General features: G+C 48.9%; 24 protein-coding genes. 10 read left to right on the top strand and 14 right to left on the bottom strand.

Annotated features, from left to right (window positions below):
* Nucleotides 1–51 precede the first annotated feature (51 nt).
* Nucleotides 52–1,020 (top strand): ferrochelatase, encoded by a 969-nt coding sequence (hemH, locus tag CBP31_RS01200; RefSeq protein ID WP_407668778.1) that lies wholly within the window; start codon nucleotides 52–54, stop codon nucleotides 1,018–1,020.
* Between the two features lie 143 nt (nucleotides 1,021–1,163).
* On the opposite strand, the gene CBP31_RS01195 is transcribed toward hemH, so the two are convergent.
* Nucleotides 1,164–1,505 carry a hypothetical protein gene (locus CBP31_RS01195; protein WP_087034501.1) on the bottom strand — a complete coding sequence of 114 codons (342 nt, stop codon included), beginning with the start codon at nucleotides 1,503–1,505 and terminating at the stop codon, nucleotides 1,164–1,166.
* A gap of 288 nt (nucleotides 1,506–1,793) precedes the next feature.
* Here CBP31_RS01195 and CBP31_RS01190 point away from each other — a divergent pair, with 288 nt between their 5' ends.
* The 4 genes from CBP31_RS01190 to CBP31_RS01175 all read left to right on the top strand — a co-directional run bounded on the left by CBP31_RS01190 (nucleotide 1,794) and on the right by CBP31_RS01175 (nucleotide 5,331).
* Nucleotides 1,794–1,991: a DUF4250 domain-containing protein gene (locus CBP31_RS01190; protein WP_087034500.1), complete on the top strand. Its 198-nt coding sequence runs from the start codon at nucleotides 1,794–1,796 to the stop codon at nucleotides 1,989–1,991.
* 77 nt (nucleotides 1,992–2,068) lie between these two features.
* Nucleotides 2,069–2,752, top strand: coding sequence for a thiopurine S-methyltransferase (locus tag CBP31_RS01185; protein WP_087034499.1), 684 nt, complete (start codon nucleotides 2,069–2,071; stop codon nucleotides 2,750–2,752).
* A 417-nt stretch (nucleotides 2,753–3,169) separates the two neighbouring features.
* Nucleotides 3,170–4,537 carry a YjiH family protein gene (locus CBP31_RS01180; protein ID WP_087034498.1) on the top strand — a complete coding sequence of 456 codons (1,368 nt, stop codon included), beginning with the start codon at nucleotides 3,170–3,172 and terminating at the stop codon, nucleotides 4,535–4,537.
* 221 nt (nucleotides 4,538–4,758) lie between these two features.
* Nucleotides 4,759–5,331 (top strand): DUF924 family protein, encoded by a 573-nt coding sequence (locus CBP31_RS01175; protein WP_087034497.1) that lies wholly within the window; start codon nucleotides 4,759–4,761, stop codon nucleotides 5,329–5,331.
* Between the two features lie 534 nt (nucleotides 5,332–5,865).
* On the opposite strand, the gene CBP31_RS01170 is transcribed toward CBP31_RS01175, so the two are convergent.
* Nucleotides 5,866–6,498: a YccT family protein gene (locus CBP31_RS01170; RefSeq protein ID WP_087034496.1), complete on the bottom strand. Its 633-nt coding sequence runs from the start codon at nucleotides 6,496–6,498 to the stop codon at nucleotides 5,866–5,868.
* 259 nt (nucleotides 6,499–6,757) lie between these two features.
* Nucleotides 6,758–8,899, bottom strand: a complete 2,142-nt coding sequence (dinG, locus tag CBP31_RS01165; RefSeq protein WP_087034495.1) for an ATP-dependent DNA helicase DinG — start codon at nucleotides 8,897–8,899, stop codon at nucleotides 6,758–6,760.
* 479 nt (nucleotides 8,900–9,378) lie between these two features.
* Here dinG and CBP31_RS01160 point away from each other — a divergent pair, with 479 nt between their 5' ends.
* Nucleotides 9,379–10,494: a porin gene (locus CBP31_RS01160; RefSeq protein WP_087034494.1), complete on the top strand. Its 1,116-nt coding sequence runs from the start codon at nucleotides 9,379–9,381 to the stop codon at nucleotides 10,492–10,494.
* Between the two features lie 303 nt (nucleotides 10,495–10,797).
* On the opposite strand, the gene CBP31_RS01155 is transcribed toward CBP31_RS01160, so the two are convergent.
* From CBP31_RS01155 to CBP31_RS01145, 3 genes are all read right to left on the bottom strand, one after another.
* Nucleotides 10,798–11,166, bottom strand: coding sequence for a transcriptional regulator, TraR/DksA family protein (locus tag CBP31_RS01155; protein ID WP_087034493.1), 369 nt, complete (start codon nucleotides 11,164–11,166; stop codon nucleotides 10,798–10,800).
* A gap of 90 nt (nucleotides 11,167–11,256) precedes the next feature.
* The gene (locus CBP31_RS01150; protein ID WP_087034492.1) at nucleotides 11,257–12,186 is read right to left on the bottom strand and encodes a tRNA-dihydrouridine synthase; all 930 of its coding nucleotides are present in this window, start codon (nucleotides 12,184–12,186) and stop codon (nucleotides 11,257–11,259) included.
* Between the two features lie 360 nt (nucleotides 12,187–12,546).
* Nucleotides 12,547–13,428 (bottom strand): LysR family transcriptional regulator, encoded by an 882-nt coding sequence (locus tag CBP31_RS01145; protein WP_087034491.1) that lies wholly within the window; start codon nucleotides 13,426–13,428, stop codon nucleotides 12,547–12,549.
* Between the two features lie 470 nt (nucleotides 13,429–13,898).
* On the opposite strand from CBP31_RS01145, the gene CBP31_RS01140 reads away from it, so the two are divergent.
* Nucleotides 13,899–15,098, top strand: a complete 1,200-nt coding sequence (locus CBP31_RS01140) for an MFS transporter (protein WP_087034490.1) — start codon at nucleotides 13,899–13,901, stop codon at nucleotides 15,096–15,098.
* A 175-nt stretch (nucleotides 15,099–15,273) separates the two neighbouring features.
* On the opposite strand, the gene CBP31_RS01135 is transcribed toward CBP31_RS01140, so the two are convergent.
* Complete coding sequence (locus CBP31_RS01135) at nucleotides 15,274–15,816, bottom strand: VOC family protein (protein ID WP_087034489.1); 543 nt, start codon at nucleotides 15,814–15,816, stop codon at nucleotides 15,274–15,276.
* Between the two features lie 6 nt (nucleotides 15,817–15,822).
* Nucleotides 15,823–16,587 carry a DNA repair ATPase gene (locus tag CBP31_RS01130; RefSeq protein ID WP_087034488.1) on the bottom strand — a complete coding sequence of 255 codons (765 nt, stop codon included), beginning with the start codon at nucleotides 16,585–16,587 and terminating at the stop codon, nucleotides 15,823–15,825.
* A gap of 499 nt (nucleotides 16,588–17,086) precedes the next feature.
* Here CBP31_RS01130 and cysB point away from each other — a divergent pair, with 499 nt between their 5' ends.
* On the top strand, nucleotides 17,087–18,061 hold the full coding sequence (cysB, locus tag CBP31_RS01125) for an HTH-type transcriptional regulator CysB (protein ID WP_087034487.1): 975 nt from the start codon (nucleotides 17,087–17,089) through the stop codon (nucleotides 18,059–18,061).
* Nucleotides 18,062–18,382: 321 nt separating this feature from the next.
* Here the strand turns inward: cysB and gloA are convergent, their stop codons facing one another.
* On the bottom strand, nucleotides 18,383–18,790 hold the full coding sequence (gloA, locus tag CBP31_RS01120; protein WP_087034486.1) for a lactoylglutathione lyase: 408 nt from the start codon (nucleotides 18,788–18,790) through the stop codon (nucleotides 18,383–18,385).
* Between the two features lie 178 nt (nucleotides 18,791–18,968).
* On the opposite strand from gloA, the gene tnpC reads away from it, so the two are divergent.
* Both tnpC and CBP31_RS01110 read left to right on the top strand, forming a co-directional pair.
* On the top strand, nucleotides 18,969–20,411 hold the full coding sequence (gene tnpC, locus CBP31_RS01115) for an IS66 family transposase (protein ID WP_087034485.1): 1,443 nt from the start codon (nucleotides 18,969–18,971) through the stop codon (nucleotides 20,409–20,411).
* Between the two features lie 263 nt (nucleotides 20,412–20,674).
* Nucleotides 20,675–20,881 (top strand): CsbD family protein, encoded by a 207-nt coding sequence (locus tag CBP31_RS01110; protein ID WP_087034484.1) that lies wholly within the window; start codon nucleotides 20,675–20,677, stop codon nucleotides 20,879–20,881.
* Nucleotides 20,882–21,096: 215 nt separating this feature from the next.
* Here CBP31_RS01110 and nth read toward each other — a convergent pair whose 3' ends face one another.
* The 5 genes from nth to rsxC are packed head-to-tail and all read right to left on the bottom strand — an operon-like array spanning nucleotide 21,097 to nucleotide 26,822.
* Nucleotides 21,097–21,732, bottom strand: coding sequence for an endonuclease III (nth, locus tag CBP31_RS01105; protein ID WP_087034483.1), 636 nt, complete (start codon nucleotides 21,730–21,732; stop codon nucleotides 21,097–21,099).
* 35 nt (nucleotides 21,733–21,767) lie between these two features.
* Nucleotides 21,768–22,463 carry an electron transport complex subunit E gene (locus tag CBP31_RS01100; protein WP_087034482.1) on the bottom strand — a complete coding sequence of 232 codons (696 nt, stop codon included), beginning with the start codon at nucleotides 22,461–22,463 and terminating at the stop codon, nucleotides 21,768–21,770.
* A complete protein-coding gene (rsxG, locus tag CBP31_RS01095; protein ID WP_087034481.1) occupies nucleotides 22,460–23,092 on the bottom strand; it encodes an electron transport complex subunit RsxG in 633 nt (210 codons plus the stop codon). The genes CBP31_RS01100 and rsxG overlap by 4 nt, the downstream gene beginning before the upstream one ends.
* Nucleotides 23,092–24,141, bottom strand: a complete 1,050-nt coding sequence (gene rsxD, locus CBP31_RS01090; protein ID WP_087034480.1) for an electron transport complex subunit RsxD — start codon at nucleotides 24,139–24,141, stop codon at nucleotides 23,092–23,094. Before rsxD ends, rsxG begins: the two co-directional genes overlap by 1 nt.
* A complete protein-coding gene (gene rsxC, locus CBP31_RS01085; RefSeq protein WP_087034479.1) occupies nucleotides 24,141–26,822 on the bottom strand; it encodes an electron transport complex subunit RsxC in 2,682 nt (893 codons plus the stop codon). The genes rsxD and rsxC overlap by 1 nt, the downstream gene beginning before the upstream one ends.

The following is a 26,822-nucleotide window of genomic DNA, read 5'->3' as shown; positions in this document are numbered from 1 at the left end:
AATCCTCGATGTATTCCTTTCTCACGTATTTTACAAATAATGGGTAACAAAGTGAAAACAGGTGTTTTACTGGTTAACCTGGGTACGCCCACGGCACCTACAGCTAAAGCAGTTCGTACCTTTCTTGCGCAATTTTTGCATGATAAGCGCGTTGTCGACTTACCACGTATGCTCTGGTGTCCCATCTTGCACGGTGTTATTTTGCCGTTTCGCTCCCCAAAAGTTGCCAAACTGTATGCGTCCGTTTGGATGGAAGAAGGGTCGCCGTTAATGGTGATCAGTCGTCGCCAGCAAGTAGCACTGAGCCAGATGTTGCAAGATGCGGGTATCGATATGCCGGTGGCGCTGGGCATGAGCTATGGTGAGCCTTCTATTAATACCGCTTGGCAAGAGCTCAAAGCGGCGGGCGTAGATAGAGTCATTATACTGCCGCTGTATCCCCAGTATTCAGTGAGTACCTCAGCTTCGGTATTTGATACCTGGGCAAGATTGATGAAAAAAGAACGTCGTTTGCCGGCATTTCGCTTTATTCGTGATTATCACGATAACCACGGCTATATTCATGCCTTGGCGGAGTCGGTGCGTGCCAGCTGGCAAGAACACGGCCAAACGGAGTTATTACTGCTGTCGTATCACGGCATTCCAAAGCGCTTTGAAGACCAAGGCGACCCGTATGGCCAACAGTGTCACCGCACTTCTGAATTGCTTGCTGCCGAGCTGGGACTGGCGCCTCATCAGTGGCGCACCACTTTTCAGTCGCGTTTTGGCCGTGAAGAATGGCTACAGCCTTACACAGATGAAGTAATGGCGAAATTACCGAGCGAGGGTATTAAAAATATCAGTGTTATTTGTCCGGCATTCTCTGCGGACTGCTTAGAAACACTGGAAGAGATCTCCTGTGAAAACAAGGAGTACTTCATGGAGGCAGGCGGCGAGCAATATCATTATATTCCCGCACTCAACGATAACCCTGCCCATATCCGCATGATGATGGACTTGGTGTGTCGGGAAATCGCTTAAAACATAGCCGTAAGCTTTAAACTATAAGCCGCAAGAAAAAGATAACTTATGCATACCCACAGCGCTTAAGCCTCCAGCGCTGTGTTCTTAAGAACCCCCCCTTTATTTTCTTTAGCAGCATTCTGCTAGCTTCTAGCTATCTGTTAATGCTTGATGCTTTCATTTGTTGTTGGATGCGGCTTATATAAGCTTAACGTACTGCTTATTACTTGAGATCCTTTCCAGCACACCACGGCGGCAATATTGCTGCTGTTCATGGCTTGCTCTATTAATTGCGCCGAGGCTTGCTTGGCCTCAATCACGCGAGCTGGGTTGATGCCTGCATTGATTAAGGCTTGGCGAGATAAAGGGGCGGGGGCGTTAGCGAGTAAAATCCAGCCCTTATTATCATGACTGATCAGCGCTAAATTAATCAGTAAACGAGCTTGTTGCACAGGGCTCCAGTGGTTGATGCTGACTTGAGGAGTTTGCATTTGAGTGGTCATAGCAAGTGATCCCCAATCCGTAATTGAGCAAGTCTTAGTTGGACAAGGCTTTGGACGAGATAGCAGTAAAGTGGCCATAGCAATGTGTGTTCCCTGTGATTAACTACTGTATATACATACAGTAAAGATCCTTTCGTCAGAGATCAAGCAAACACTGTTTAAATTTACAGTGTTGAGGTGCAAGCTGTGGGTTGAGTACAGGGCAAAGATTACATATCGCTACGGTGATCAATCACGACGATCCGCGCCGCTTATGTGACTTTTTATACAGAGAAGGAGAGTTAAAACATGGATAAATCAGTACTGGAGACCATGGATAGCCACATGGTACTCAGCATTTTAAATGAAAAATTGCGCTTAGAATGTGACAGCCTCACCACACTTATCTCACGTTATGATTTGAATACTAACTGGCTAATTTCGAGTATGAATCAGATCGGCTATCACTATGATGCCGTCAGCAATCAATTTAAGCCGATTATCTGACCGCTTGCCTAAGCTCGATAAGCAGGCAGGCGCTGTACTAGTCTGCAGTTATTTATTACGGAGTAGAGCTGCATATTATGGACGCAGAATTTTGGCATCAGCGCTGGCAAACCGCACGTATTGGTTTTCATCGTGAGCAGGTGAATGCACAACTTACTCAGGTTTGGCCAACGCTTAAGCTGGCCAAACACAGCCAAGTGCTGGTGCCCTTATGCGGCAAAAGCAAAGATATGTTATGGCTTGCTGAGCAGGGCTATAGCGTGAGCGGCTTTGAGTTATCGCCTTTGGCGGTAGCGGATTTTTTTGCTGAGGCGAGTTTGACTCCCACCCAAAGCGCCGCCGGCCCTTACCAATGCTGGCAAGCTGAGCAATTACACATTTATCAGGGTGACTTTTTTCAGATAGATAAGTTTCAGGCGCAACAGCTAGAGCAACAGTTTGATGCCGCCTACGACAGGGCGGCCTTAATTGCCTTGCCCAAAGAGATGCGAGCGCAATATGTCGAACTGTTAGCACGCCTACTTAAACCTGGCGCCAGCTTATTGTTAGTCACGGTACATTATGCGCCGGAACAGCAGCAAGGCCCGCCATTTTCTATTGATGAACCAGCGGTACTGGCCTTGTTTACTCCTTACTTCAGCGTAGAAACCCGTGGCCGCATAACAGAGGGCCAAGCTAACCCCAGAGTGGCCAGCGGTGAGCTGAGCTTCTTCGATGAGCTGTGTTTTGTGTTGGTGAGAAATAGTGAGGAGTTCCAATGACCGACCCTCACCTTCGTCCTTGCGAGGAGTGTAACGACGCGGCAATCCATGTTTTGGTACTGTGCAGGCGTGCAGAATGGATTGCTTCGCTGCGCTCGCAAAGACCACACTACAAATGACATCTGTGACTCGGAAAAGTAAACCTGAGCTATAGAGGGCTAAGTTGGATTTGGCTTAGCGCTGTCTTTTTCCTTGCTTGCTAGGGATTAATGTCGGTTTAACCTTTAGCTTGAGTTTTTTTCGCTGTAAAATAACTATTCATTAAGTTTATCCTTTGGTGGTGATTTATTCACTTCCAAGGTTTTTTATGCTGCCGTGCTTTTCAGAGTGCATAATTCAGCTTTATTATTTTTATTGATGCAAGTAGTACCTGAGTCTTTATTCGGACTCAATTAGGTGCCACTGGCAGGAGTCACCATGGAAAAGACATTGGCTACACCGGCTAAGAGCAAATCCCGCAATTTATGGATGTTTGTGCTGCCTTCGCTGCTGGGGGTGTTGCTGTTTATGACGCCTGTTAGTTATCAAGGTGATTTCACTATCATGATTGCGGTATTGGCCAAAAGTCTGCAAGCCGCGCTGGCGGATACGCTGCCGTTGATAGTGACAGTGTTGATCAGCCTATCTGCCATGCTCACCCTGTTGGCGACGCTATTTAAACCAAAAGTAGTGACGCAAAGTTTGTTTTTAAACACCTTATTTAACGTTACCCCGGTGTGGTTGCTGAGCCGGTTGATTGGTGCGGCTTTTGTGTTACTGGTCTACACCCAAACGGGGCCAGAGATCCTCTATAGCGGTGATACGGGTGGCTTGGTGTTGCACGACTTGCTGCCGGTGCTGTTTTCGGTGTTTATCTTTGCCGGCTTATTGTTGCCCCTGCTGCTGGATTTTGGACTGTTGGAATTTGTCGGTACTTTACTGACCGGTATTATGCGCCCGATTTTCCGCCTGCCCGGTCGTTCGGCAGTAGATTGCATGGCCTCTTGGCTGGGGGATGGCAGCGTGGGTATCTTGCTCACCAGCAAACAGTATGAAGGCCATCATTATACCCAGCGCGAAGCCGCCATTATTGGTACTACCTTTTCGGCGGTATCTATTACTTTTAGCCTAGTGGTGTTGGCACAAGTTAAGCTTGAGCACATGTTTTTACCGTTTTACGGTGCCGTGTGTTTAGCAGGCATAGTGGCGGCAATCATAGTGCCGCGCTTGCCACCCTTGTGTTGGAAAAAAGACACCTTTATTAATGGTCAAGCCAGATCTGCTGCTGATGAAGTTACCCCAATAGGTTATTCGCGCTTAAGCCACGGCTATCAACTGGCGCTACACCGTGCCAGTCAAGTGACGAGCTTAAAATTAGTAGCGCGCACCGGAGTGCATAATGCATTGGATATGTTGCTCGGCGTATTGCCGGTAGTGATGGCGTTTGGCACCTTAGCGCTAATCATTGCCGAAACCACGCCCTTGTTTAGCTGGTTAGGATTACCTTTTGTACCTTTGTTGGAATGGTTACAAATACCGGAAGCCGCCGCGGCCTCACAAACCGTGATGGTGGGCTTTGCCGACATGTTTATTCCAGCGATTTTAGCCAGCTCCATTGAGAGCGATCTCACGCGCTTCGTGATTGCCGCCTTATCGGTAACCCAGCTCATTTATATGTCCGAAGTGGGTGCCTTGCTGCTCGGCAGTAAGATACCGGTCAACGTGCTAGAGTTATTTGTGATCTTTATCCTGCGCACTTTGGTCACGCTACCGGTGATTGCCCTAGTAGCCCACTGGGTGTTTTAAGCCATAGAGCATAAATGCGAGATGCCTGAATGAGCCCGTTAAGACGACCCAGAGCATGTCTGTCTTTAAGCCGTCTTCCTGAACTTGATTCAGGATCTCGTGTTAAGACTTTATTTTTTGGTCTTATCCGAGCTCTTCTGTGTTACTCGTAGCAAAGAATCGTGGCAAATAAGGGTTTGATCTTAACTGGTGGCTGCCGGCCAACCTGAAGGGGAATCGTTATGCTTGATTCGGTACTAACATTTTGGTTTGAAGAGCTGAAGCCTGCTCAGTGGTGGCAAAAAAATAAGTCGCTAGATAAAAAGATTACTAGCCGATTTGGCGAGGTGCATGCAGCTGCTGTGGCGGGTGAGCTGTTTGAATGGCGCGACACGTCAGAAGGGCGATTAGCCGAAATTATCGTTCTGGATCAATTCTCACGAAATATTTATCGGGATAAACCCCAAGCTTTTGCCGCCGATGGCATGGCTTTAATTTTGGCGCAACAGGCCATTACCGCCGGTGCTGAGCAAGCGCTTAGCCCACAGCAGCGGGTATTTTTATATATGCCGTTTATGCATAGCGAGTCGGCTAAGATCCACGAAGTAGCACAAGTGCTGTTTACCAAAAATGCGGATCCAAGTCAGGGTAGTAACAACGAACTAGTAGGCGCGGTAAGCAGCTTAAAGTATCAAACGGCGCATCGAAAGATTATCCAACGCTTCGGCCGTTACCCACACCGTAATGCGATACTGGGCCGAGCGTCGACTGAAGAAGAAAAAGCCTTCCTCAAACAACCAGGTTCGTCGTTTTAGTCAGAGTGTGAGCAGCAAGTAGAAAGCCTAGGGTTGGGTTTGGTGTTTGGGTTTAGCCTTTGTAGGCGAACACTTGTTCTCGCATTGCGCCGAAGGCTTAATTTGTTGACGTTAGAGCACCAAATCCTAAAACTTTTTACCCCGAGCCTTTACTATGAGAAGCACGGAGTTTTGTACAGGGTATGTGCGATATATAAACTAATACCAAACACACTAAAGAATCGCTCTATTTAAGATCGACATAAAAACCCCATTGCATAGCTAACTAAAGCAGGCTTCTACAAAAAGCGTGTGTTGTAGTCCACCCGTATCTTCAGTGAAGATGACTTCGGTGGTCCTGCGAAGCAGGATGGTTTTAATAACAAAACCCAAACCGTACCGATACTCTTTTCCTACCAACAAGGTGGGCACACTACAAAAAACAATCACATTAAATCCAGCTGTCAGGCTGATCAAATAATTAATACGATTGGTATAAAAAACCGAGCCATAGCTCGGTTTTTTGCTTTTAATTCTAGCTTTTAGTTTAAGCGCTTACTGCTGCTGAATAGCCCAAATTTGAAAGGCACGCTGGGTGTCTTTATCTGCGGTATTCCACCAGTGCTTTAACATTTCAAGAGAGTCTGCATCTACCGGAGCTGCGCCAAATTTAGCTTCTGCTGCTGCGATGGCGGCGTCGGTGCGGCCACTAAAGGCCTGATTATTTTCTCTTAAAGAATCTTGAATACCACGAGTTAAATCCAAGCCTGCAGGACGGTATATGGTGTAAATCTCCGCCGCTACCGGCTGACCGGTGCGCTTATCAACCACAGAAATTTGTGAGGCTTGATCACGTAAAAACTCCCGCGCCTGCTGATAATTAATCGGTTTTTTGTATTCGAGCGTTAGCTCGGCATCGGCTGGGGTATCGACGTTAATAATAACGGGGTCACCTTCCATTACCTGAATGTTCTGTTTAGTCGAATAATCTTCCACATACTCCAGCACAAATTGATGCTTGCCGGCACCCACTTCTGCGGAGTGCACTGAGTTCAGCACGCTGTGCTTGGTCTTCTCACCGTCTACCAGCAATAATTGATAAGGTTTATCAACGTTCAACGAAGCGGCTTGAGCGCCAAAAGACAGACCGGCCAGCGCAAGGGCGGCAAGAGTTAAGCGTGTATTCATCAAATTAGGCTCCTAAGCCGTGAGTATGTTATTCGTTAAGTAACCGCATTATGCACAAAATAAGATGCTAAGTATTTGAGGTTACACCAAGTTAACCGCAAAATTATGACAATATCTATATACAAAAGACCCAGACCTCGTCATTGCGAGGAGTGTAACGACGCGGCAATCCATGCTTGGGCCCTGTGTAGGCGTGCAGAATGGATTGCCGCGCTGCGCTCGCAAAGACCACACCTTCGTCATCTTCACCCTTATCTATTCACTGCTTTAAAATAGTAAAGGGTGGTAGGGCTTGCAATAGGGCGGGGCCGTAGCGTTTGCTGACCAAGCGCTTATCTAATAATACGATACGCCCCTCGTCGGTCTCACTGCGCAGTAAACGGCCACAGGCCTGAATGAGTTTACGAGAGGCTTCCGGTAGCGCTAATTGCATAAACGCATTACCACCGGATTGGGTGATCCACTCCGCCATGGCTTCTTCTACCGGTGAGGTGGGCACCGCAAAGGGTAGCTTAGTAATAATCAAATTCGTTAAATAATGGCCCGGCAAATCCAGCCCCTCAGCAAAGCTGCCGGTACCAAACAGCACGCTAGGCTGCTGGCCATCACATTTTTCTCTGTGCAAATGCAATAAGGCTTGGCGACTGGCTTCGCCTTGCACCAATATTGACTGGCCTTGAGCCCGCAGCGCCGTAGCCGCTTGGTTCATTTGTCGATACGAAGAAAACAGCACTAAACTGGCGTTTTGATCCGCCAACCACAGCGGAATTTGTTCGGCAAGCAGGGCATCAAACTGCTCACTGCTGGGCTCGCAGGCTAGATGCGGAATAATCAGGCGTGAGCGTGGATAATCAAAAGGCGAATTAAGCCGTAAATAATGGCTGCCATCATCCGCTCGCAACCCCACACTGCGGCGAAAATAGCCAAAGTCATTAAGCGCGGTGAGCGTGGCGGACACCATGATCACGGCGCTCGCGCGTGACCAACACCACTGCTCTAATAAGTGCCCTACCGCCAGTGGCGTGACGCATAACACCACTTCTTGCTTGTCTTTCGCATCTAGCTCTAACCAACGTGCCGGCGGAGTTTGCTTCTCAAGGGTAGGTTTAAGGAGCAAGGCGCTGCCATCACGCAATTGTTCAGCTTGTAATAATTGCAGACTGATCATGGCCAGTGCTGCTTCAATGGCCGCGCTTTGACTGGGGTTGATTTTTAATTGCTCAGCCAATTGACTGCTAATAGGTGCTAGCGCGCGGCAAAAAATTTGACTGTCTTCTTTTAAGCGCGTTAAAGGCTCATCTAAGCCGCAGGGCAAGTCGCCGGTAGTAAAACGCAAACAGCCTTGATCATCGGGAGTAAGGTCACGCCGTTGCAATGCCGAAACTAGTTGGCGATACAACTCATTAAGGCTGGGGATCAGCTGAGCCAAGCCGTGTTGCAGTTTAGCGATAGCGCTTTGGCCATCACTACCGAGCAAGTCATTTAACTTACCGTGCCACTTATTAAATTGCTCCAGCGATCGCCTAAGCTGGCGCAACGCCAACCGTGCCGAGCCCTGATCCCGTGCCACGCTGGCAATATGATGGGCTTCATCCAGTATATAGAGGCATTGTTCAGGCTCGGGCAGCACTATGCCGCCGCCCATGCTCAAATCTGCCAATAGCAGTGCATGGTTCACCACTATTACATCTGCTTGTTCAAGTTCAGCTCGCGCTTTATGAAAGGGGCAAGTTTGATGGCCGAGCATGGGCTGGCAGCTATGACGCTCGGCCTGTATTTGCTGCCAAAGCGCACTTTCTATTGGGGTTGGCCAACTGTCTTTATCGCCTGCCCAGCTGCCATCACTGTAGGCCTGCCACATCTTGGCCAATTGGCTTTGCTGGCTCTCGGTTAAGGGGGCGTGAGCCAATAAATGATTATCGGCTAACACTTGCTCAAACGAGCCAGGGTCAAACATTTGCGTTTGCGCCGCCCCCGCGCTCAAGTCCGATAAACGCCGTGCACAACAATAGCGAGCGCGGCCTTTGGCCAAGGCAAACTTAAAGCTGGGTTTACAATGCGGGTGAAACAGCGGCAAGTCTTTTTCAATCAATTGCTCTTGCAGCGCCAAGGTAGCGGTGGATATCACCAACTTTTTTTGCTGCATCCGTGCCCACGGGATACCCGCCTGTAAATAGGCGAGTGACTTACCGATACCGGTCCCGGCCTCTGCCACTAAAATACGCCGCGCCGCATCATAGCGGCCCGAGAGTACCTTGCTCATCTCCGCGACCAAGTAATTTTGCTCACGCCGCGGCTTAAAATTGGGCAAAGCTTTGCTTAAGCGCCGATAATTATCGCGCACTAGAGATTGATAATCACCAGTGGATTTATTGGGAACGGTAACTGTGGAATTAGGCATCAGAGTAGCTTATAAGGTAAATGGCCAAGGCGGGGATCAATAACATAGCTGGCAGGGATTATAGCACGGACGCCGAGCATTAAATGACGAGAGCGAATACCGGCTACTAATCAGATAAAGCAGGTAGCTAACACACATCAATAAAAGCTATCCATTATCGCTAGCCTGCACAGCTGACACAGGCCACCATCGTAAGTATTCGCGGTAATGAATGTATCATCTCAAATTAACATCAATGAAATAGAGGCTGACTATAGTTCAGGTTGGCTGTGATGCCAGCGGCAACGTGAGTAAAGGTAAAAGAGTGTTGCGGCTCACAGTTTGTTATTAGACGAGTACTTTTGTCATAAAAAGTTCCCTCAGATTTGTTGCAAGCTAAAAATAGTGGTGGTACGCTGCTCGAACTAGTAACGCAGTGCGTCGCTAACACACAGAAAAATAAAGACTTTAGTGTTTAACTACAGTAGGCATATAAAAACATGAAAAAAACAATTTTAGCTCTGATGATTCCTGCGCTGTTCGCAACCTCTGCAAGCGCAGTGACTATTTACTCTAACGAAGGCGATCAGGTTGATATCTACGGTCGTATTCAGTACGAAGCTGGTGCAATGAAGTTTCAAGACGGCGTTAAGGCCAATAACTTTGGTGGCGAAGGCGAAGCCCGTTTAGGTATCAACGCTAAATATAATCTCAATCAAGACGTTGACCTGATTGGTAAGTTGGAGTATCAGGTTGTTGCTGAAGCGGATGATGCTACCGGCTCTGATAATCTAAATACTCGTTACGCTTGGGCTGGTTTCCGTTTCATGGACACCACAGACCTGACCTTCGGTCGCAGCCAAGACCCGTATGCATTGGTTGTATACGACCACGATATCTTTAACGTGTTTGGTGCTCGTGCTACTTACGGTACTATTGTTAAAGTAGCTGAAGATTATAATATTAGTGGTTTTGGTATCGATGATAAAGTTGATGACCAAATCCGAGTGGCTTACGCCAATAACGGTGTTGACCTGCGTGCTGCTTACGCTTTTGCCGATGATGATAAAGTGGATGGTAATACAGGTAAGAAAAATCAGTGGTCTTTAGCAGCAAGTTACACTCTGCCAATGGGCCTAGGTTTCGGCGCCGCCTATGAGCAGCAGAACTTCGGTGATGGCTCTGTTGCTGCAACATCTCAAAATATTCAAACGAATTTAGGTCAAGTAACCATTTTAACTCCTGGTGTTGCGGGTAACGGTGACGTTGATTTTGATGCTTGGATTCTTGGCGTTAATTACGTTATTGATGGTTTCTATATTGCAGCAGCTTATACTGAGCAAGAAGCTAAAGATGATACAGTTAAAGTTGAGACTAAAGGTTACGAATTGACCGGTACTTACAATGTAGACGCTTGGACTATGTTGGCTCAGTATTCTAAAGAAGAAGCTGAAGTATCAGGTGTTTCCGGTAAGGTTGACACTATTGATGCAATAACTTTAGGTGTTCAGTATGACCTGACAGCCAAAGCTAAATTGTATACTGAATATGAAATTAACAGCGATGACTTCAACCGTGATGACCGTTACGGCGTTGGTATTCAATATAACTTCTAAGGTTTAGCCCTAGCTAAATTAAGAAGCATAAAAAGCCGGCGCAAGCCGGCTTTTTGTTGCCTAAAATAAGGCTGATGCGTAAAGGGCGAAGATTAAAGAGGACTTATACCAATCGGGAAAACTAACAGTTCACCTCGTCATCCTGACGAAAGTCAGGATCTTGCTGCAGAAAGATACCGGGGTAGGCCCAGTATGACGGTGGTTAAGTGTGTTGTTCTTTTATCTAAATCTCATGTAAATCATTTATTTACTTAGAATGGTATTAGGCACGGTTTTGGTTTAGCTGGGCGCCCGGCGCTGCTATCAGAGCTTCCAACTGCCTTGTTGGCTATTCAAGTGCTTACTGTGGCAGAGGCTGCAGCGCTGGCGACAAGGGTCTTGGTATAATTGTTCACGGCTAAGCTCTACCTCACAATCGCTGCATAAACCGTATAACCCCAACTGCTGCTGGCACAGCGCGGCATCGACTTGTTGCAGCTGTTTAATGTGTGGCTGTAACTGCGGCCAGGCGTTTAAGGCAGAGTAATCGGCCCATTCATCCGGCGACAAATCTTTAAGTCGGTCAGCCAAGTCGGTATCTAAGGCGTGCACCGCCTGCAAAAATACCAGCCGCCGTACAGCAGCTTCCGCCGTTAGTCGCTCTTCTAGTTGAGACTCTAGTACGCTGCTCATGATCGCTTCCTAAACGCTGAAATGAGCATCATTGTACGCAGACCTGCTGCGCTACAGCATGACGTAAATCAAAGAGCGGCAAGAGTGTGGCTAGAGTGAAGCAAGCAGGCGACGAATGTCATCAGTGTGTTTTAGCGTGCGAATTTCGCCAAACAAAGCATGGGCCGGCTCATATTGGATCTTTAAGTAGCTTAACCATTGCTTGATGCGATTGGGATAATATTCGCCTTTATCACCGGCTATTTCTTGTGCCGAATAGGCCAATAATAAGGCTACGACTTCGGGCCAGCTCATGGGTGGAGTGCCCTGTTTAATGGTGGCTGCCAAATTAGGCAAGGCCAGCGCACCACGACCTAACATCACATCGCTGCACTCACTTTGCGCTTGCGCCTGCTTGGACTGTTCTGCATTCCAGATCTCGCCGTTAATGATCACCGGAATGGTTAACGCGGCGCGAATATTGGCGACCAAGGGCCAATAGGCCGGTGGGCGATAACCGTCTTTTTTGCTGCGCGCATGCACGGTTAGCTCAGTCACACCACCTGCGGCCAGCGCTTGGCTGTTTTCTAAATAGCTGTCTCTGTCTTCTAGTCCTAAGCGAATTTTGGCGCTCACCGGCAAATGGGCAGGCACGGCGGCGCGCACCGCTTTAGCAATGCGATACAGCTGTTCACTGTCGGCCAGTAAAGCGGCACCGCCGCGACTTTTATTCACGGTTTTAGCGGGGCAGCCAAAGTTAAGGTCGATGCCTTGGGCACCTAACAGGCAAGCTTGGTCGGCATTTTCTGCCAGCCAGTTTTCATCTTGGCCTAACAGCTGAATACGTACCGGAGTGCCAACCGGCGTTTTGCAGCCTTGGTGTAACTCAGGGCACAGGCGATGAAACACCCGCGGTGGTAAACGCATGTCCACCACGCGAATAAACTCGGTGACACATAAGTCGAAGGGATTAATGCGGGTCAGTAAGTCTCGCATCAAATGGTCTAACACCCCTTCCATAGGGGCCAATATCAAGCGCATAGTCACGTTGGTTACATCAATAATGTTGAGGCCGAGATTATAACAGAAACCGCTTCAGGGAGCTGTCAGCCATAATCTGGAAGGTAAAAATAAAGCCTAACCCAAGAGATATCTTTGCCACGCTTCTTGGTAACGAGAGTCACGGAAGAACACGGAACAATTGAAAAAGCAGGGGTTGGTGATTGGGGATTGGTGAATTTCAACCCCTAATCCCTAGTCACCAATAATTGACGTAAGGCCGTTTTTGAGTCTGGCTCTTACCAATAAGATCGTTTGGTCTTTTTCGCCCTTATCTCATCTCTATTTTTCCGTGGGTTCCGTGGATTCCGTTGCGAGAAGGTCTTAGTTTTTATTTTTGTTCTAGGCGCCGGGCGCTGATTTTTGCATAAACTCCACAAAGGCTTGCTCTGCGCGGGAAAGCGGGCGGTGATTGGGCCAAGCCAAACATAAATCCAGAAAGTAAGGCTCTACAAAAGGCACGGCGAACAAGTCGTCATCGTCTTTAATCACCATCCGTAAAAAGGTGGTAATGGCGAAACCTTGGCGCACCACAGCTTTTAGCAGCGTAATTAAATTACTCTCAAAACCAATGTGCAGCTTGATGCCACTCTTTTTTGCCATGGCTTCTAAGTATTCTCGATGAAAAACACCGTGGCGAAATAAAGCCAATTCTTCAGCTAAAAAATCCGCCATGCTTATCGCGGGCAACGTGCGCGCCGGATGCTCGGCATTCACCACCGCCACCATTTCTTCGCGCAATAACGGTAAACCATTCAGTTCGGCGGGCAAAGAGGCAGTAAGTACTATGCCTAAGCTCAGTTGGCCTTGGCAGAGTTGCGCCAACACATCTTGGGTGCCTGCTTCGATGACCTTGATCGACAGTCCGGGATATTGGTGCTTAAAGGCCATTAACAGCGGCGGAAAGTAAAATGAGCCCAACATGCTGGGTATGCCAATACAGACTTCACCACTATCAAGGTTTTGCAGCGCCGCCATATCTTGCTCGGCCAAGGTGAGGGCATGAAGAATACGTTGCGCGTGCTGGTACAAGCGCTCGCCCTCGGTGGTGAGGTGCAACCGGCCTTGCAGGCGATTAAATAAAGCGACACCTAAGTGTTGCTCCAGCTTTTTTAGCGTCATGCTCACCGCCGGCTGTGCCAAGCGTAATTGCTGAGCGGCACGAGTAATATTGCCCTCACGGGCCACGGCAGCAAACTGGCGCAACCATTTCACATCAAGCATATTTTATCCTTATAAGGCATTGTAAAGGGGTGAAGGGTAAGCGGGACGACATGGGACAAGGCTACACAGAATACTCGGCCCCTGAAGATTCGGTGTGTCAGCTCGTTCTCTTCACCCTTCACCCTTCACCCTTCGCAGTGCTTTGTAGGCGAACACTTGTTCTCGCATTACAACCCAGGCGTCACTGTTTAAAACATCAAACCGTGCCGAACCCTGTAGTGATTAAGAGAGGCACATTACAACACCGTTCCCTTTAGAGCTTGGTCTTACCAATAAGGTCTCTTGGTACTTTTCGTTCTTATCTCAGCTTAATTTTTCCGTGTTCTTCCGTGTATTCCGTGGCAAAAAAGGTTTTAGGCTGAGTTTTAGCTCTATCGCCATCAGTTTTATTTATTGTTTTTATAAATTTTATGTATTTTATTTATACTCCAGTCCGCGCTAAGGTCAAGGCTCAGCACTAGGAGTCGTCCATGATAGAGCTAAAAACCCCGCTGTGGTGGCGGGCCACCTTGGTATTGGGCTTAGGCTCTATGCTGGTGTTTATAAATTTATACGTCGCCCAACCCTTATTACCGCTGCTAGCCAGTGACTTTTCCGTATCTGCATTGTCGGCGACGTGGGTGTTATCGATCTCTACGCTTGGGCTGGCGCTGGGTTTATTGTTTTGGGCCAGAGTGGCCGATCAATTAGGGCGCAAGCCTGTGATGCTGGGCTGTTTACTGGTGGCCTTAGTGTTGGGATTAATCGTCTCCCAGCTAAGCCAGTTTTCTAGCGTGCTGGTAGCAAGGGGCATGCAAGGCTTCTTTTTGGCGGGCTTGCCGGCGACGGCGGTGGCGTACATGAGCGAGGAATTTACGCCTAAAGCCTTGGTCACCAGCATTGGCATTTATATAGCAGCGAATTCTTTGGGGGGCATAGCAGGCAGGGTGTTTGGCGGCTTACTGGCCGAGTGGGGCGGCCATTGGCAAACCAGTTTTATGGTGTTAGCGGGTCTGAGTTTATTGTTGTGGCTGCCATTAGTAAAATGGTTGCCGGCTTCTCAGCATTTTGTGCCAGCGCACAAGGGCCAGGGTACAGCTGCTCTGGTTAAGCACATTAAAAACCCGCTGCTGTGGCCCATCTATCTGGTGGGCGGGCTTAATTTTATGGTGTTCTTAAATCAATACACCTATGTGGCATTTTACTTGTCGGCGCCGCCCATTCAGTTAGCCAGCGCCGCGTTGGGTTTATTATTTTTAACTTACCTGTCAGGTACCTTCGCCTCCAGCATTAGCGGTTGGTTGATCAATCGTTTTGGCCTGTGCCAAACCTTATTAGCGGCGATTGCCATTATGGCCATCGGCAACCTAGGACTACTTAGCCCGAAGTTACCGGTTATTTTGTTGACGCTGTTTGTCGACAGCTTTGCTTTCTTTTTGGCTCATGCCTGTGCCAGCAGTTGGGTGGGGCGCAGCGTAACGCAACACCGCGCCTTGGCATCCGCCTTGTATTTGGTATTTTATTATTTAGGAGCCAGCCTAGGTGGGCTGTACTTATACCCTTTTTGGGCCTGGGCAGGTTTGCCCGGTGTAATGCTTGGCAGCGTGTTGGTATTACTGGTGACCGCGGGTTTAACGTGGCGATTGCTGAGAAAAACAAATCAAAATGTTGAGCTGCAAGCAGCCAACTGACGAGGGGGTGGTCTTTGCGAGCGCAGCGCGGCAATCCATGCGACAAGCCTGCGCAGTGGCTAAATATAGATTGCCGCGTCGCTGCGCTCGCAATGAACAGGAGTGCGGCGGTTTTCAACCTAGTTGTCCGAATAGCCGAGTCTAAACGGCTATTTTATTTCGTTCCAACTCATCGTTACCGCCTTGTTTTAAAGTAATCCTCTGGCACGGGGATCACTTGGGCGTGGGCAATTTCTGCCGCTATGGTGTCGGCTAGGCTCTGGCAGTGAAATTTGATTTGGTAGGGCGCTATGCTCAAGCTGAGCTCGGGGGTTGAGCTGGCTAAGCCGCTGCGGTTAAAGGGCACCCAAGGATAATCGAGAAGTAACTGCTCGAGGCTCGGCACCACTATCTCGCTGTGCTCTAAGCCTTGAGTGTGTTGTTTTCCCGCTTTTGGTGCGGCTAATTCTAGGCAAGGGATAGGGCCAAAGGCGCTGGCAATGGGATGGGCAAGCTTAAAGGTAATGATGGGGCGGCCGCCAATCATGCCTTCTACTAAAGTTTGGCCAAATTGCGCTAAGCGTTCACGTAACTCGAGATATTCTTGATTAGTGGCAGCGCGCACGCACACATGGTCCATCTGGCCTAAGCGCAGTGCTAAGCCGTGATCCAGCATGCCTTGTTCAAGCTCGGCTAAAAAATGATCCAGATTAGTGAGAATATCATCTAAGTTAGGCATCAGTGTTTACCACTTTTTCTTCGGTTCAAAGAGTTGGTCGAGTTCAGACTTTTCACTTTCTTCTTCTCGAATTTTTTGCTCTTGTGCAACTTGTTTTTGGCTACTGGTAAGCTCACCTAAGCGCTGCTGCATGCTGGTTTCTATGCTCTTTAGCTGTTCATCTTTATCGGGTATTTGATCCAGCACGGTCAGGCCCTTTTTCAGCATTTGCAGTGCGGTATTGTTATCGCGATTGGCGAGTGCTGCACCTGCTCGCTTGGCCAGATTGATCAGATTGACTTTTAAACGGATTAACTCTAAACGCCGGTCTTCCACCACAAAAACCTGATTACCTACTTTGCCTCTATTGTGCTCGATACGCAGCACTGCGCGCAGGCGTTTTACTATTTGTAGCATTTGAATAGCTTGCTGATCCGAATCCGGTGACTTAAGAGCCGCATTCTCCATTTGGTAATGTTCTTTTACCTGATGAATCTGCTGCTCAATGTTAGTGCGGCGGGTCTTTATTTGCAGATTAGTGGGGTCTTGCTGCGTCATGATCTGCAGGCTGTAGAGAATACGCTGATATAAGGTCAGTACTATGGCCTTACTAAAGGGCAACTGGCCGGCGTTCTGCAGGAGTTCTTCGGTTTCGTTGATGATGTTTTTATGTTTGAGTAATAAGGTGCGTTTCTCTGCTTCTTGCTTATTTAAATACTGCTGCACCATATTGTAAATAATGACCAGAAAAAGCAGGGCGCCTATGGCTATGAGGATCAGGGTCAACGTCATATATCGGCGACTCAGTTAGGGTGAAAGGTAAAAATAAATGGTACCCCAGTCGGTGGGGTTTGGCTAATACCATTCTAAGTAAGTATGTGACCTGTTTACATTAAGCTAAAAATCACCACGCCGAGCCGAAAGCAGAAGACCAAAGACCCAAGACTAATTTTTGCCACTGAATCCACGGAACTCACGGACGCAGTTCACGTGCGACAAGTGACTAAGAGCTTCCATGGTAAGGGCCCCTCCTATTCAAGCACTACTTAGCGTTATTCTCAGATCTGAACACTATTTTTCCGTGCCTCTCGTTACCAAGAAGCGTGGCGGTAAGGCCTTGATCAGTTAGTTTTCCAGATTGGTATAATTTGTGTTGAATTAACAGGATGATTTGCCGGTTTTGTATACAATTCATATATAACTTATAGTTATTAGTAAGACCCTCAGAGAATTTTTTTCTCGGATCTGGTAAGATTTAGTCAGATTGTCGCTACCTAATGTGAGATGCCTAATGAAACTGCAGCAATTGCGTTACATAGTTGAAGTTGCCAACAATAATCTGAATGTCTCGGCCACTGCCGAGAGTTTGTTTACCTCGCAACCCGGTATTAGTAAGCAAGTGCGGATGCTTGAAGATGAGCTGGGCATACAAGTATTTGAGCGCAGCGGTAAGCATCTTACAAGAGTCACGCCGGCTGGGGTTGATATCATTCGTATCTCCAGCGAGATCTTGGGTAAGGTTGAAAGCATTAAAGCCGTAGCCAGTCAGCATACCCATCCTGACCAAGGCTCACTCAATATCTCGACCACGCATACTCAAGCACGCTATGCGCTGCCTCATGTGATCCAAGGTTTTATTAAGCGCTATCCCAAAGTGTCTTTGCATATGCACCAAGGTACGCCCACACAAATTAGTGAATCTGTGGCCAAAGGCTCCTCAGACTTTGCTATTGCCACTGAAGCCATGCACTTGTATCAAGATTTGATCATGTTGCCTTGCTACCATTGGAACCGCTGTATCTTAGTGCCTAAAGGTCACCCGTTGGCGGACATAGATAAGCCCAGCATTGCCGATATTGCCCATTACTCGCTAGTCACCTATGTGTTTGGTTTTACCGGTCGATCTGAGTTAGATATCGCCTTTAATAAGGCCGGTTTTGAGCCCAAGGTGGTGTTTACCGCCACCGATGCCGATGTGATCAAAACTTACGTGCGCTTAGGTATTGGTATTGGGGTGCTGGCCAGCATGGCGGTGGACGCGGTACAAGATTCAGACTTGGTGGCCATTGATGCCAGCCATTTGTTTTCTTCGAGCACCACTAAGATTGGCTTTCGCAAGGGCACTTTTTTGCGCAGTTATATGTATGACTTTATGGAACGCTTCGCGCCGCACCTCACTCGCGAGCGTGTGGATAAAGCCATTTCCTTAAAAACCGCTGAAGAACGCGACCAGCTGTTTGAAGATGTGGTTTTGCCGTCGCGGTAATCACCCCTTCGGGGAGCTGTGCGTCTTACGCTGTACGCCGTAAGTTAAAGAAGAACACCGTTCCTATGCCGTCTTACCGACTTGCTCCGGTATCTACTCTTTGGTTTTAAAGCCTAAAGCGAGATCCTGAATCGAGTTCAGGAAGACGGCTAAAAGATAGCCTCTTCTTTGTTGGCCCTATGCCGTCATACCGACTTGCTCCGGTATCTACTCTTTGGTTTTAAAGCCTAAAGCGAGATCCTGAATCGAGTTCAGGAAGACGGCATTAAAGATAAACACCGCCTTTTGTTTTCCTTGGCGCTTGGTGCTGGGCGCTGTTCTTTATTCCCCTAAGCCTTTACCTGCGTCTGCTTTGGCGATCAGTTCAATTTTGTAACCGTCAGGATCTTCGACGAAGGCGATTACAGTGCTGCCGCCTTTGACGGGGCCTGGCTCCCGAATGACTTTGCCGCCCGCAGCACGAATTTGCTCGCACATGGCGTAAATGTCGTCGGCTTCAATGGCAATATGGCCATAGGCGGTGCCTTGGTCGTAGCTGTGGGTATCCCAGTTGTAGGTCAGCTCTAACACAGCTTCATCTTCTTCTTGGCCATAGCCCACGAAGGCCAGTGTGTATTTATATTCGGCGTTCTCACTGGTGCGCAATAACTTCATGCCCATCACATCCGTATAAAAGGCAATGGACTTGTCGAGGTGACCGACTCGCAGCATGGTATGCAAAATACGCATTGTTTAGCTCCCGCTTGTTGTTGAGTTAGTTGATTAGAAATTGAATAAAAACTGTAACTATTCAGCTTAGAAATCGAAGTTGAGAAAATTATCCCTTTTCTCAACTATTTTTTCAGGATCATTTGACCGATCCTGTCAGTCTGTCATGCTAGTCCTAAGCCAGCTAACTCCGTGCATAATGAACTTAAAAGACATCAATATCCAAGACGTTGTTGAGCAAACACGAAAGCAACTGATGGCAGACAAAACGATTACGCCTTCTCTCAAAATGTCGATTGAGCTCATTTTGATGATCGTCACGTTGTTGGCTCAAAAATTTGGCCTTAATAGTAAAAACAGCAGCATTCCTCCTTCTCAAGACACGAATCGCAAGAAATCCCCCACTCCCGGCTCTGAATTGAAGCCCGGTGGTCAGCCTGGCCGCATCGGAAAAACCCTGTTACAAACCGACTCCCCTGATGAAATCAATATCATATATGTGGAGCGAGATTCCTTGCCGAAAGGCCGGTACCACGAAGTTGGCTTTCAAAAGCGCCAAGTGGTTGATATCGATATCAGTAAAGTCGTCACCGAGTATCAAGCTCAGATCCTTGAAGACGAGCACGGTATCCGTTTCATGGGACAGTTTCCTCACGGTGTAACTCGCCCTGTGCAATATGGCGCCGGTCTGAAAGCCCATGCTGTGTACTTATCTCAATATCAGCTACTCCCTTACAACCGCATTGAAGAGTACTTTAACGATCAACTCGGTATCCCCCTCAGTGCGGGCAGCTTATTTAACTTCAATGAGCAAGCCGCAACATTAGTGCGTTCATCAGGTGCGCAAGATGCCATCCAGCACGCCTTAGCGCAGTCGCCGTTACTGCACGTCGATGAAACGGGCATCAATGTGGATGGCGTACGCCATTGGCTTCATGGTGCATCGACCACTCAGTGGACGTATTTTTACCCGCATAAAAACAGAGGGAAGCTCGCCATGGATGAGGCGGGTGTTTTACCTTATTTTACCGGTGTGTTGTGTCATGACCATTGGAAACCGTATTACCAATACACGCAATGTGAGCATGCCTTGTGCAATGCGCATCATCTGCGCGAACTTGAGCGTGCTTGGGAGCAGGACGGCATGGAATGGGCCAAAGCGCTGCAAACCTTATTAAAAACGATAAATAAACAGCAAATTGATGAGGGCGCGTTAGACGGGCTCAGCCAGCAGCAGTATATAAAAGAGTATCAGGGCATCTTAGCGAGGGGCGATACCCATTGTCCGCCACCAGATGAAAGCACTCGAAAAAAGGGCCAACGAGGGCGGCTAAAACGCACCAAATCACGGGCATTATTAGAGCGATTACGGGACTATCAAGATGATGTCTTGCGCTTTATGGTGTCTGACGTAATGGTGCCGTTTACCAATAATCAGGGTGAGAATGACATCCGGATGACCAAAGTTCAGCAAAAGATATCCGGCAGTTTTAGAAGTATGCAAGGTGCTGAGATGTTCTGTTTAATCAGGAGCTATCTCTCGACGTGTCGAAAACAGTCCGTGTCAGCGAGCTCAGCCTTGACGTTATTATTCAACGATCAGCTTCCGAGCATTTTTTACGCCAAGTCGGAAGCTGAATAGTTACTAAAAACTTAGATAAGACAAAGCTAATGCGCAGTCTTCTAATAACGTACCCAGTATACCATTCTCTACTGCGACAGAATAAGTCAGAGTTGTTACTAAAGTGTTGGCAAAGTGCTACTGACTACCTTATTGTTACTCATGCCGTTGCAGGCAATTTATCTGAACAGCAGTATAAAACACAGGTATAAAACACTGCTATAAAAACACTGCTATAAAAACACTGGTATTTAAAATGTTGAACCTAATCTGAGGATCTTATTATGAACTGGGATATTGCAGAAGGTAACTGGAAACAATTTAAAGGTAAGGTGCAAACACAGTGGGGCAAGTTAACTGACGATCAGCTAGATCAAATCAATGGCAAACGCCAAGAGTTAGCTGGGCGCATTCAAGAAGCGTACGGTGTCAGTAAAGACGAAGCTGAAAAACAGATTAAAGAATTCGAAGACCGTAATCGCGACCTGTAAGTAGCCCTTCGTGCCGCAGTATGCGTTAAGCAGTAGGCGATAAGAAACACCCCCGAGCTGAAGAGCTCGGGGGTGTTTTTGTATCTGCTTGTTCTTACGCTTGCAGATTCACTTATGCTCCAAGACCTAAAGCGAGATCCTGACTTTCGTCAGGAAGACGGCATAAAGATAAGCCGCACTCTTTTTTGCTTGGTGCTTGGCGCTCGGCGCTGTGTTTAGATTTCCGTTTTATCTTTAAACTCACACAGGTCTTCGATAATGCAGGAGCCGCAGCGGGGTTTGCGGGCGATGCAGGTGTAGCGACCGTGTAAGATAAACCAGTGATGCACGTCTAACTTAAACTCAGCAGGCACCCATTTTAATAAGCCTAGCTCGACTTGATCTACCGTTTTTCCTTTGGCAAAGCCGGTGCGGTTAGACACCCGATAAATATGAGTATCCACGGCTATGGTCGGCCAGCCAAAGGCGGTATTGAGCACCACGTTGGCAGTTTTTCGGCCCACGCCGGGCAGGGCTTCTAATGCCTCGCGGCTTTCTGGCACCACACTGTTATGCAGCTCTACTAACATAGTGCAGGTTTTAATCACGTTCACGGCTTTGGTATTAAACAGGCCAATGGTTTTAATGTGCTCTTTTACACCGTCCACGCCTAACGCCAACATGGCCTCTGGAGTGGGGCCTGCATTAAATAAGCCGATGGTGGCTTTATTGACGCTCACATCCGTGGCTTGTGCCGATAATAACACCGCAATTAACAGCTCGAAGGGATTGCGAAAATTAAGCTCTGTGGTCGGATTAGGATTATTTTCGCGTAGCCGCTCTAAAATTTGCCGACGTTTATCTTTATTCATAACAAGACTACCTAATTCATAGCTAAGTTAGCGCTTCATAATGAGGTCACGCGGGCGCGGGTTACTTCGGCTTTAGCCACGGGCGCAGCTTTTGCGGCCAACTTATTATCCAGCCAATTTTTAGTGGCCACTAATAGTCCTAAGCCAATAAAGGCGCCGGGCGGTAATATCGCCAGCAAAAAGCCGTTATCTAAGTGCAGTACGTCCATGCGCAGCACGGTTGCCCAGTCGCCCAACAGCAATTCTGCGCCATCAAATAAAGTGCCTTGACCTAATAATTCGCGAAGGCCGCCCAATACTAACAGCACACAGGTAAAGCCCAAGCCCATCATCAGGCCATCGAAGGCGGCCAGCGGTGCGCTATTTTTAGAGGCAAAGGCTTCGGCACGGCCAATGATCACGCAGTTAGTGACTATAAGCGGAATAAAAATGCCCAGCGATTGATACACGCCATAGGTGTAGGCGTTCATGAGCAGCTGCACGCAGGTCACAAGACTGGCAATAATCATCACATAGATAGGAATGCGCACCTCGTTTGGCACCCACTTTCGCACCAAAGAGACACAGGTATTAGAGCCGATTAATACCAGTAAGGTGGCCAATCCCAAGCCCATGGCGTTGGTCACGGTGCTGGTCACGGCGAGTACTGGGCACAAACCTAAAATTTGCACCAAGGCGGGGTTATTGCTCCATAAACCTTGGCGGATAATGTCTTTATATTGGTCGCTCATAATGAGTCTCCACAGGCTGGGGCTTGCGTGAGTAATTGCGGTTGTTGTTGTACCAAGAGCAGTACCTTGCGCACCGCTTTTACGATGGCTCTGGGCGTGATAGTGGCGCCGGTAAAAGCGTCAAACTGGCCGCCGTCGTTACGTACCGCCCAACGAATATCTTTTTCATCGGTCATGGACTTGCCATTAAAGCTTAAGATCCAAGGGGAACGTTTAAGCTCGATTTTATCGCCCAAGCCGGGTGTTTCATTGTGGTTTAATACGCGCACCCCGCTTAAGGTGCCGTCGGTTTGCACGCCCACTACTAGTTTAATGTCGCCGCTATAGCCGTCCGGCGCTATGGCTTCAATGGCATAGCCTTGAGGCTGACCGTTTTTCACGGCGGTAAACACCGGTAACGGGTCTTTGCTACCTAAAAATTGTGGGCTAGTCAGCAATACGCAATGATCGAATAAAGGCTCGTCATGATTGCTCTCGGGCAATAATTCATCGAGCACCCGCAGCAACTGCGCCTGTTCTTGTTCAATAATGGTACTTTGGGTTAAGCGGTGCGTTAAAGCCACCACGGCGGTGCAGACCAAGGCAAAAATGGCCAAGATCAGTGCGTTTTTGCGCATCATCTCCAGCATTAGCGGCGCACTCCATAAGTCGTAGGTTTAGTGAGTGCATCTATCATGGGCACCGTCATGTTGGCCAGTAACACCGCAAAAGCGATGGCATCCGGATAGCCGCCGAAGGTACGAATAAGATAAATCAGCACGCCGATCAGGGCGCCGTAAATCAGGCGGCCTTTAAAGGTGGTGGCCGCCGACACTGGATCTGTGGCAATAAAGAAAGCGCCCACCATAGTTGCGCCCGATAATAAATGCAGGGTGGGGCTGGCGGTGCCGTCCGGTGCCATTAAAAAGCCGATCAGGCTGGCTACAAACAGGCTCAGCAAGATGGACACAGGTATGGTCCAACTGGTGAGCTTAAGGCGCAGCAGCATAAGGCCACCGGCTAAATAGGCCAAGTTTACCCATTGCCAGCCTAAGCCTGCTAAACCATCAAACACCGGATTCGCTAAGATCTCATTTGCGGTATGTCCTTGGGTAAAACCAGTTTTTAAGGTGTCGAGCGGGGTGGCCATGGTCGCGCCGTCTGCCAGCTCGCGCAGCTGATGGGGACTAAAACCGTCTAGCGTAAAGCCGGTAAAAATAGCCGACACACTGTCGACAAAAGTGACCGGATATAATTGTAATTCCAGCGGTGGTAGCCAGCTGGTCATCTGCAGCGGAAACGACACCAAGAGCAATACGTAGGCGATCATGGCCGGATTGAACAGGTTTTGGCCGATGCCACCATACAGGTGTTTGGCCACGATAATGGCAAAGCCGGTACCAATAACCACTAGCCACCAAGGTGCCAGCGACGGCAGGGCGATACCAATTAAGATGGCGGTTAACAGCGCCGAGTTGTCTTTAAGCGGACTTAAACGACGACCGCGTAAGGCTAATACTAAGGCTTCGGCGCCATAAGCGGTGAGTATGGCCAGCAGTATTTGAATGAGATTTCCTGCGCCAAAAAACCACCACTGAGCAACTATGCCCGGCAGCAAGCAATAGCAAACGCGCCGCATCAATGTGGGCGTGTCGAGCGGAATACGATCGTGAGGTGAGCTGCTAATTGTTAACGCCATTATGACTCGTCTTCTTTTTTGTCTGATGGTTGGTCTGATGCTTGCTCAGGCTGAGTGCCCGCCAATTTTGCCGCTTGGCGTGCCTTGGCTCTGGCTACCGCCGCCTTAATGGCGGCTTTTTTAGCATCCACCGGCTCGCCGCTTTCTACTTCTGGCTTGCTGTTATCTACCGCAGATGGTGTTTGGGCTATTGGCTTAGGTTCGGTAACGGGCTCTGCCGCTTGCACTACCTTGCGTGCTTTAGCTCGTGCCACCGCGGCTTGAATAGCGGCTTTTTTAGCATCTACCGGCTCGCCGCTTTCTACTTCTGGCTTGCTGTTATCTACCGCAGATGGTGTTTGGGCTATTGGCTTAGGTTCGGTAACGAGTTCGGCCGCTTGCGCCGCCTTGCGCGCTTTAGCTCGTGCCACCGCCGCCTGAATAGCGGCTTTTTTGGCATCCGCGGGAGCGGTATTTTCACTCGCAGCCGTGTTTTTAGTGGCAGCTGTGCTTTCATCTGCAGCATTGTTTTCAGCTGAAACGTCATTCTTTAGCTGAGCTTCGCTGGCAATGACGTCTGGATTTAATGCGGCCCTTGCCGCCTGTAACTCCGCTTCTTGGCGAGCTTTAGCGCGCGCCACTGCAGCTTTAATGGCTTCTTTTTTATGGTCTACTCGTTCATTACCACTGTCGCGTTTACTTGCCTCTGCTTGTGCGGCTTTGGCTTTAGCGATGGCCGCCGCTACCGCAGGGTTTTTAGCTGGCGTGGCGGTGGCGCTATCTGTGTTTAGCTCATCATCAGTTGCTGCGGCTTCTGCAGCTTTGCGCGCTTTAGCGCGGGCTAAGGCGGCGACCACAGCCGGATTTTTACCCTGAGTAACGTTTGCTGAACCAGTATTTTCTTCAGTGTGAGTACTACTGATTTGTGCATTTTCATCAGCACTATTACCAGCACCAGCAGCTTGGGCGGCTTTTAGGGCGCGATTGCGTCTGGCTTCTTCTTTGCGGGCGGCACGTAAGGCGGTCATATCCTGCGGAGCTGTGGTTTGGCCATCCGTTGCTTCAGAAAGCTGGCGCGTTTTAACCCGAGCCAAGGCGGCCGCCACTGGGTCGATACCGGTTTTAGCTGCTTGTTCGGCCATGCGTGCTTTACGGTCGGCGGCGGCTTTGGCTTGGCGGGCTTGGCGTTCGGCTTTTTCCACGGCCAGCCGCTCTTGTCGGGCTTCAAAGCGGATCTTGGCCCGTTCGGCTTGGTCCGCTTCATGACGGGCGTGGCGAATATCGGCTTTCGCTATTCGATAATATTCTACCAAGGGAATATTACTGGGGCAGACGTAGGCGCAAGCGCCGCATTCGATGCAGTCAAACAGGTTATGACTTTCAAGCTTGTCGTGTTCTTCGCTGCGCGCATACCAATATAATTGTTGCGGCAATAAGCTAGCTGGGCAGGCGTCCGCACACAGGCTACAACGAATGCAGGGCATTTCTTCGGCGGGCGGCGCTAATTCTGCATATTTTGGCGCCAGTATGCAGTTACTGCCTTTAATAATGGGCGCGGCGGCAGAATGCAGCGTAAAGCCCATCATGGGCCCGCCCATAATAATGCGTTGCTCCCGCTCGGCTGTGAGGCCATAGCGTTTTAATAAATACCGTACTGGCGTACCTATATGCACCCAAGCGTTACCGGGGGTGGCAAAAGCGTCACCGGCCAAGGTAACCACGCGGCGGATCAGCGGCTCGTCGTTGATAATGGCTTGCTGAATGGCATAAACGGTGCCTACGTTTTGCATCACTATACCTAAATCAGACGGCAAGCCTTGGTGCGGCACCTGTAAACCGGTGAGCACTTCAATAAGCTGCTTTTCACCGCCTGAAGGATATTTAGTGGGAATGGCGATGATCTGCAGGCTGTCATCTTGATTGGCTTGATTTGTGGCCTTAAGCGCTGCAGTGAGGGCCGCCAATGCTTCAGGTTTATTATCTTCCACCGCCAAAATGGTCAGCTTGGGCTGCACAATGTGGCGCAAAATAGCGATGCCCTGCAAAATCTCGTCTGCGTGCTCGCGCATTAAACGGTCGTCGGCACTGATATAAGGCTCACACTCCACGCCATTGATAATTAGCGTGCTTATGCCATCTGCATGGGCGTCTTTGCTCTTTCCTGCACTGACCGCCGGAGCAGACGTGCTGGAGAGCTGCGCAGGCTTGCGCGCTGCGAGTTTCACATGAGCCGGAAACCCCGCGCCGCCTAAGCCGGTGATGCCCGCTTGATGTAGTCGGGTCAGTAACACATCGGGCTCGAGCAAGTGATAATCCGCTACCGGAAAACGCGCCCGCCAACGTTCTTGGCCATCGGGCTTAAGCACGATACACAAGCCACTTAAGCCAGAAGGGTGGCATAAGGGCCTGTTTTCAATGGCGGAGATAACACCGGAAGTCGGTGCATGCACCGGCACCATCATGGGATTAAGCGGTTCGGTCAGCGTTTGGCCTTTAAGCACTTGATCACCGACGCTTACACTTAATTGCGCCGCTTGGCCAATGTGCTGGCGCACTTGTAACACTAGCTCTTCTGGTAGCCCTGCATCGCTGATCGGCGTTAGGTTGGCCGGCGCTTTTCGCTCAGGCGGATGTATGCCACCGTGAAAGGTGTGCAGTTGAGCGGCTTTGAGGTTGTTTAATAAAGGTTTCAACGACGACAT

Source organism: Oceanisphaera profunda, assembly GCF_002157895.1.
Classification (GTDB): Bacteria; Pseudomonadota; Gammaproteobacteria; order Enterobacterales; family Aeromonadaceae; genus Oceanimonas; species Oceanimonas profunda.
This window is presented reverse-complemented; position numbering and strand designations above follow the sequence as displayed.

What these genes read in the sequence shown, in the direction of transcription:
- CBP31_RS01170 (WP_087034496.1), bottom strand. Translation starts at nt 6,498, where the DNA reads ATGAATACACGCTTAACTCTTGCCGCCCTTGCGCTGGCCGGTCTGTCT.
- CBP31_RS01155 (WP_087034493.1), bottom strand. Translation starts at nt 11,166, where the DNA reads ATGAGCAGCGTACTAGAGTCTCAACTAGAAGAGCGACTAACGGCGGAA.
- CBP31_RS01175 (WP_087034497.1), top strand. Translation starts at nt 4,759, where the DNA reads ATGCTTGATTCGGTACTAACATTTTGGTTTGAAGAGCTGAAGCCTGCT.
- CBP31_RS01180 (WP_087034498.1), top strand. Translation starts at nt 3,170, where the DNA reads ATGGAAAAGACATTGGCTACACCGGCTAAGAGCAAATCCCGCAATTTA.
- cysB (WP_087034487.1), top strand. Translation starts at nt 17,087, where the DNA reads ATGAAACTGCAGCAATTGCGTTACATAGTTGAAGTTGCCAACAATAAT.
- dinG (WP_087034495.1), bottom strand. Translation starts at nt 8,899, where the DNA reads ATGCCTAATTCCACAGTTACCGTTCCCAATAAATCCACTGGTGATTAT.
- rsxG (WP_087034481.1), bottom strand. Translation starts at nt 23,092, where the DNA reads ATGCTGGAGATGATGCGCAAAAACGCACTGATCTTGGCCATTTTTGCC.
- tnpC (WP_087034485.1), top strand. Translation starts at nt 18,969, where the DNA reads ATGAACTTAAAAGACATCAATATCCAAGACGTTGTTGAGCAAACACGA.
- gloA (WP_087034486.1), bottom strand. Translation starts at nt 18,790, where the DNA reads ATGCGTATTTTGCATACCATGCTGCGAGTCGGTCACCTCGACAAGTCC.
- CBP31_RS01100 (WP_087034482.1), bottom strand. Translation starts at nt 22,463, where the DNA reads ATGAGCGACCAATATAAAGACATTATCCGCCAAGGTTTATGGAGCAAT.
- rsxC (WP_087034479.1), bottom strand. Translation starts at nt 26,822, where the DNA reads ATGTCGTCGTTGAAACCTTTATTAAACAACCTCAAAGCCGCTCAACTG.
- CBP31_RS01190 (WP_087034500.1), top strand. Translation starts at nt 1,794, where the DNA reads ATGGATAAATCAGTACTGGAGACCATGGATAGCCACATGGTACTCAGC.
- CBP31_RS01130 (WP_087034488.1), bottom strand. Translation starts at nt 16,587, where the DNA reads ATGACGTTGACCCTGATCCTCATAGCCATAGGCGCCCTGCTTTTTCTG.
- CBP31_RS01160 (WP_087034494.1), top strand. Translation starts at nt 9,379, where the DNA reads ATGAAAAAAACAATTTTAGCTCTGATGATTCCTGCGCTGTTCGCAACC.
- nth (WP_087034483.1), bottom strand. Translation starts at nt 21,732, where the DNA reads ATGAATAAAGATAAACGTCGGCAAATTTTAGAGCGGCTACGCGAAAAT.
- rsxD (WP_087034480.1), bottom strand. Translation starts at nt 24,141, where the DNA reads ATGGCGTTAACAATTAGCAGCTCACCTCACGATCGTATTCCGCTCGAC.
- CBP31_RS01145 (WP_087034491.1), bottom strand. Translation starts at nt 13,428, where the DNA reads ATGCTTGATGTGAAATGGTTGCGCCAGTTTGCTGCCGTGGCCCGTGAG.
- CBP31_RS01135 (WP_087034489.1), bottom strand. Translation starts at nt 15,816, where the DNA reads ATGCCTAACTTAGATGATATTCTCACTAATCTGGATCATTTTTTAGCC.
- CBP31_RS01140 (WP_087034490.1), top strand. Translation starts at nt 13,899, where the DNA reads ATGATAGAGCTAAAAACCCCGCTGTGGTGGCGGGCCACCTTGGTATTG.
- CBP31_RS01185 (WP_087034499.1), top strand. Translation starts at nt 2,069, where the DNA reads ATGGACGCAGAATTTTGGCATCAGCGCTGGCAAACCGCACGTATTGGT.
- CBP31_RS01110 (WP_087034484.1), top strand. Translation starts at nt 20,675, where the DNA reads ATGAACTGGGATATTGCAGAAGGTAACTGGAAACAATTTAAAGGTAAG.
- CBP31_RS01195 (WP_087034501.1), bottom strand. Translation starts at nt 1,505, where the DNA reads ATGACCACTCAAATGCAAACTCCTCAAGTCAGCATCAACCACTGGAGC.
- CBP31_RS01150 (WP_087034492.1), bottom strand. Translation starts at nt 12,186, where the DNA reads ATGCGCTTGATATTGGCCCCTATGGAAGGGGTGTTAGACCATTTGATG.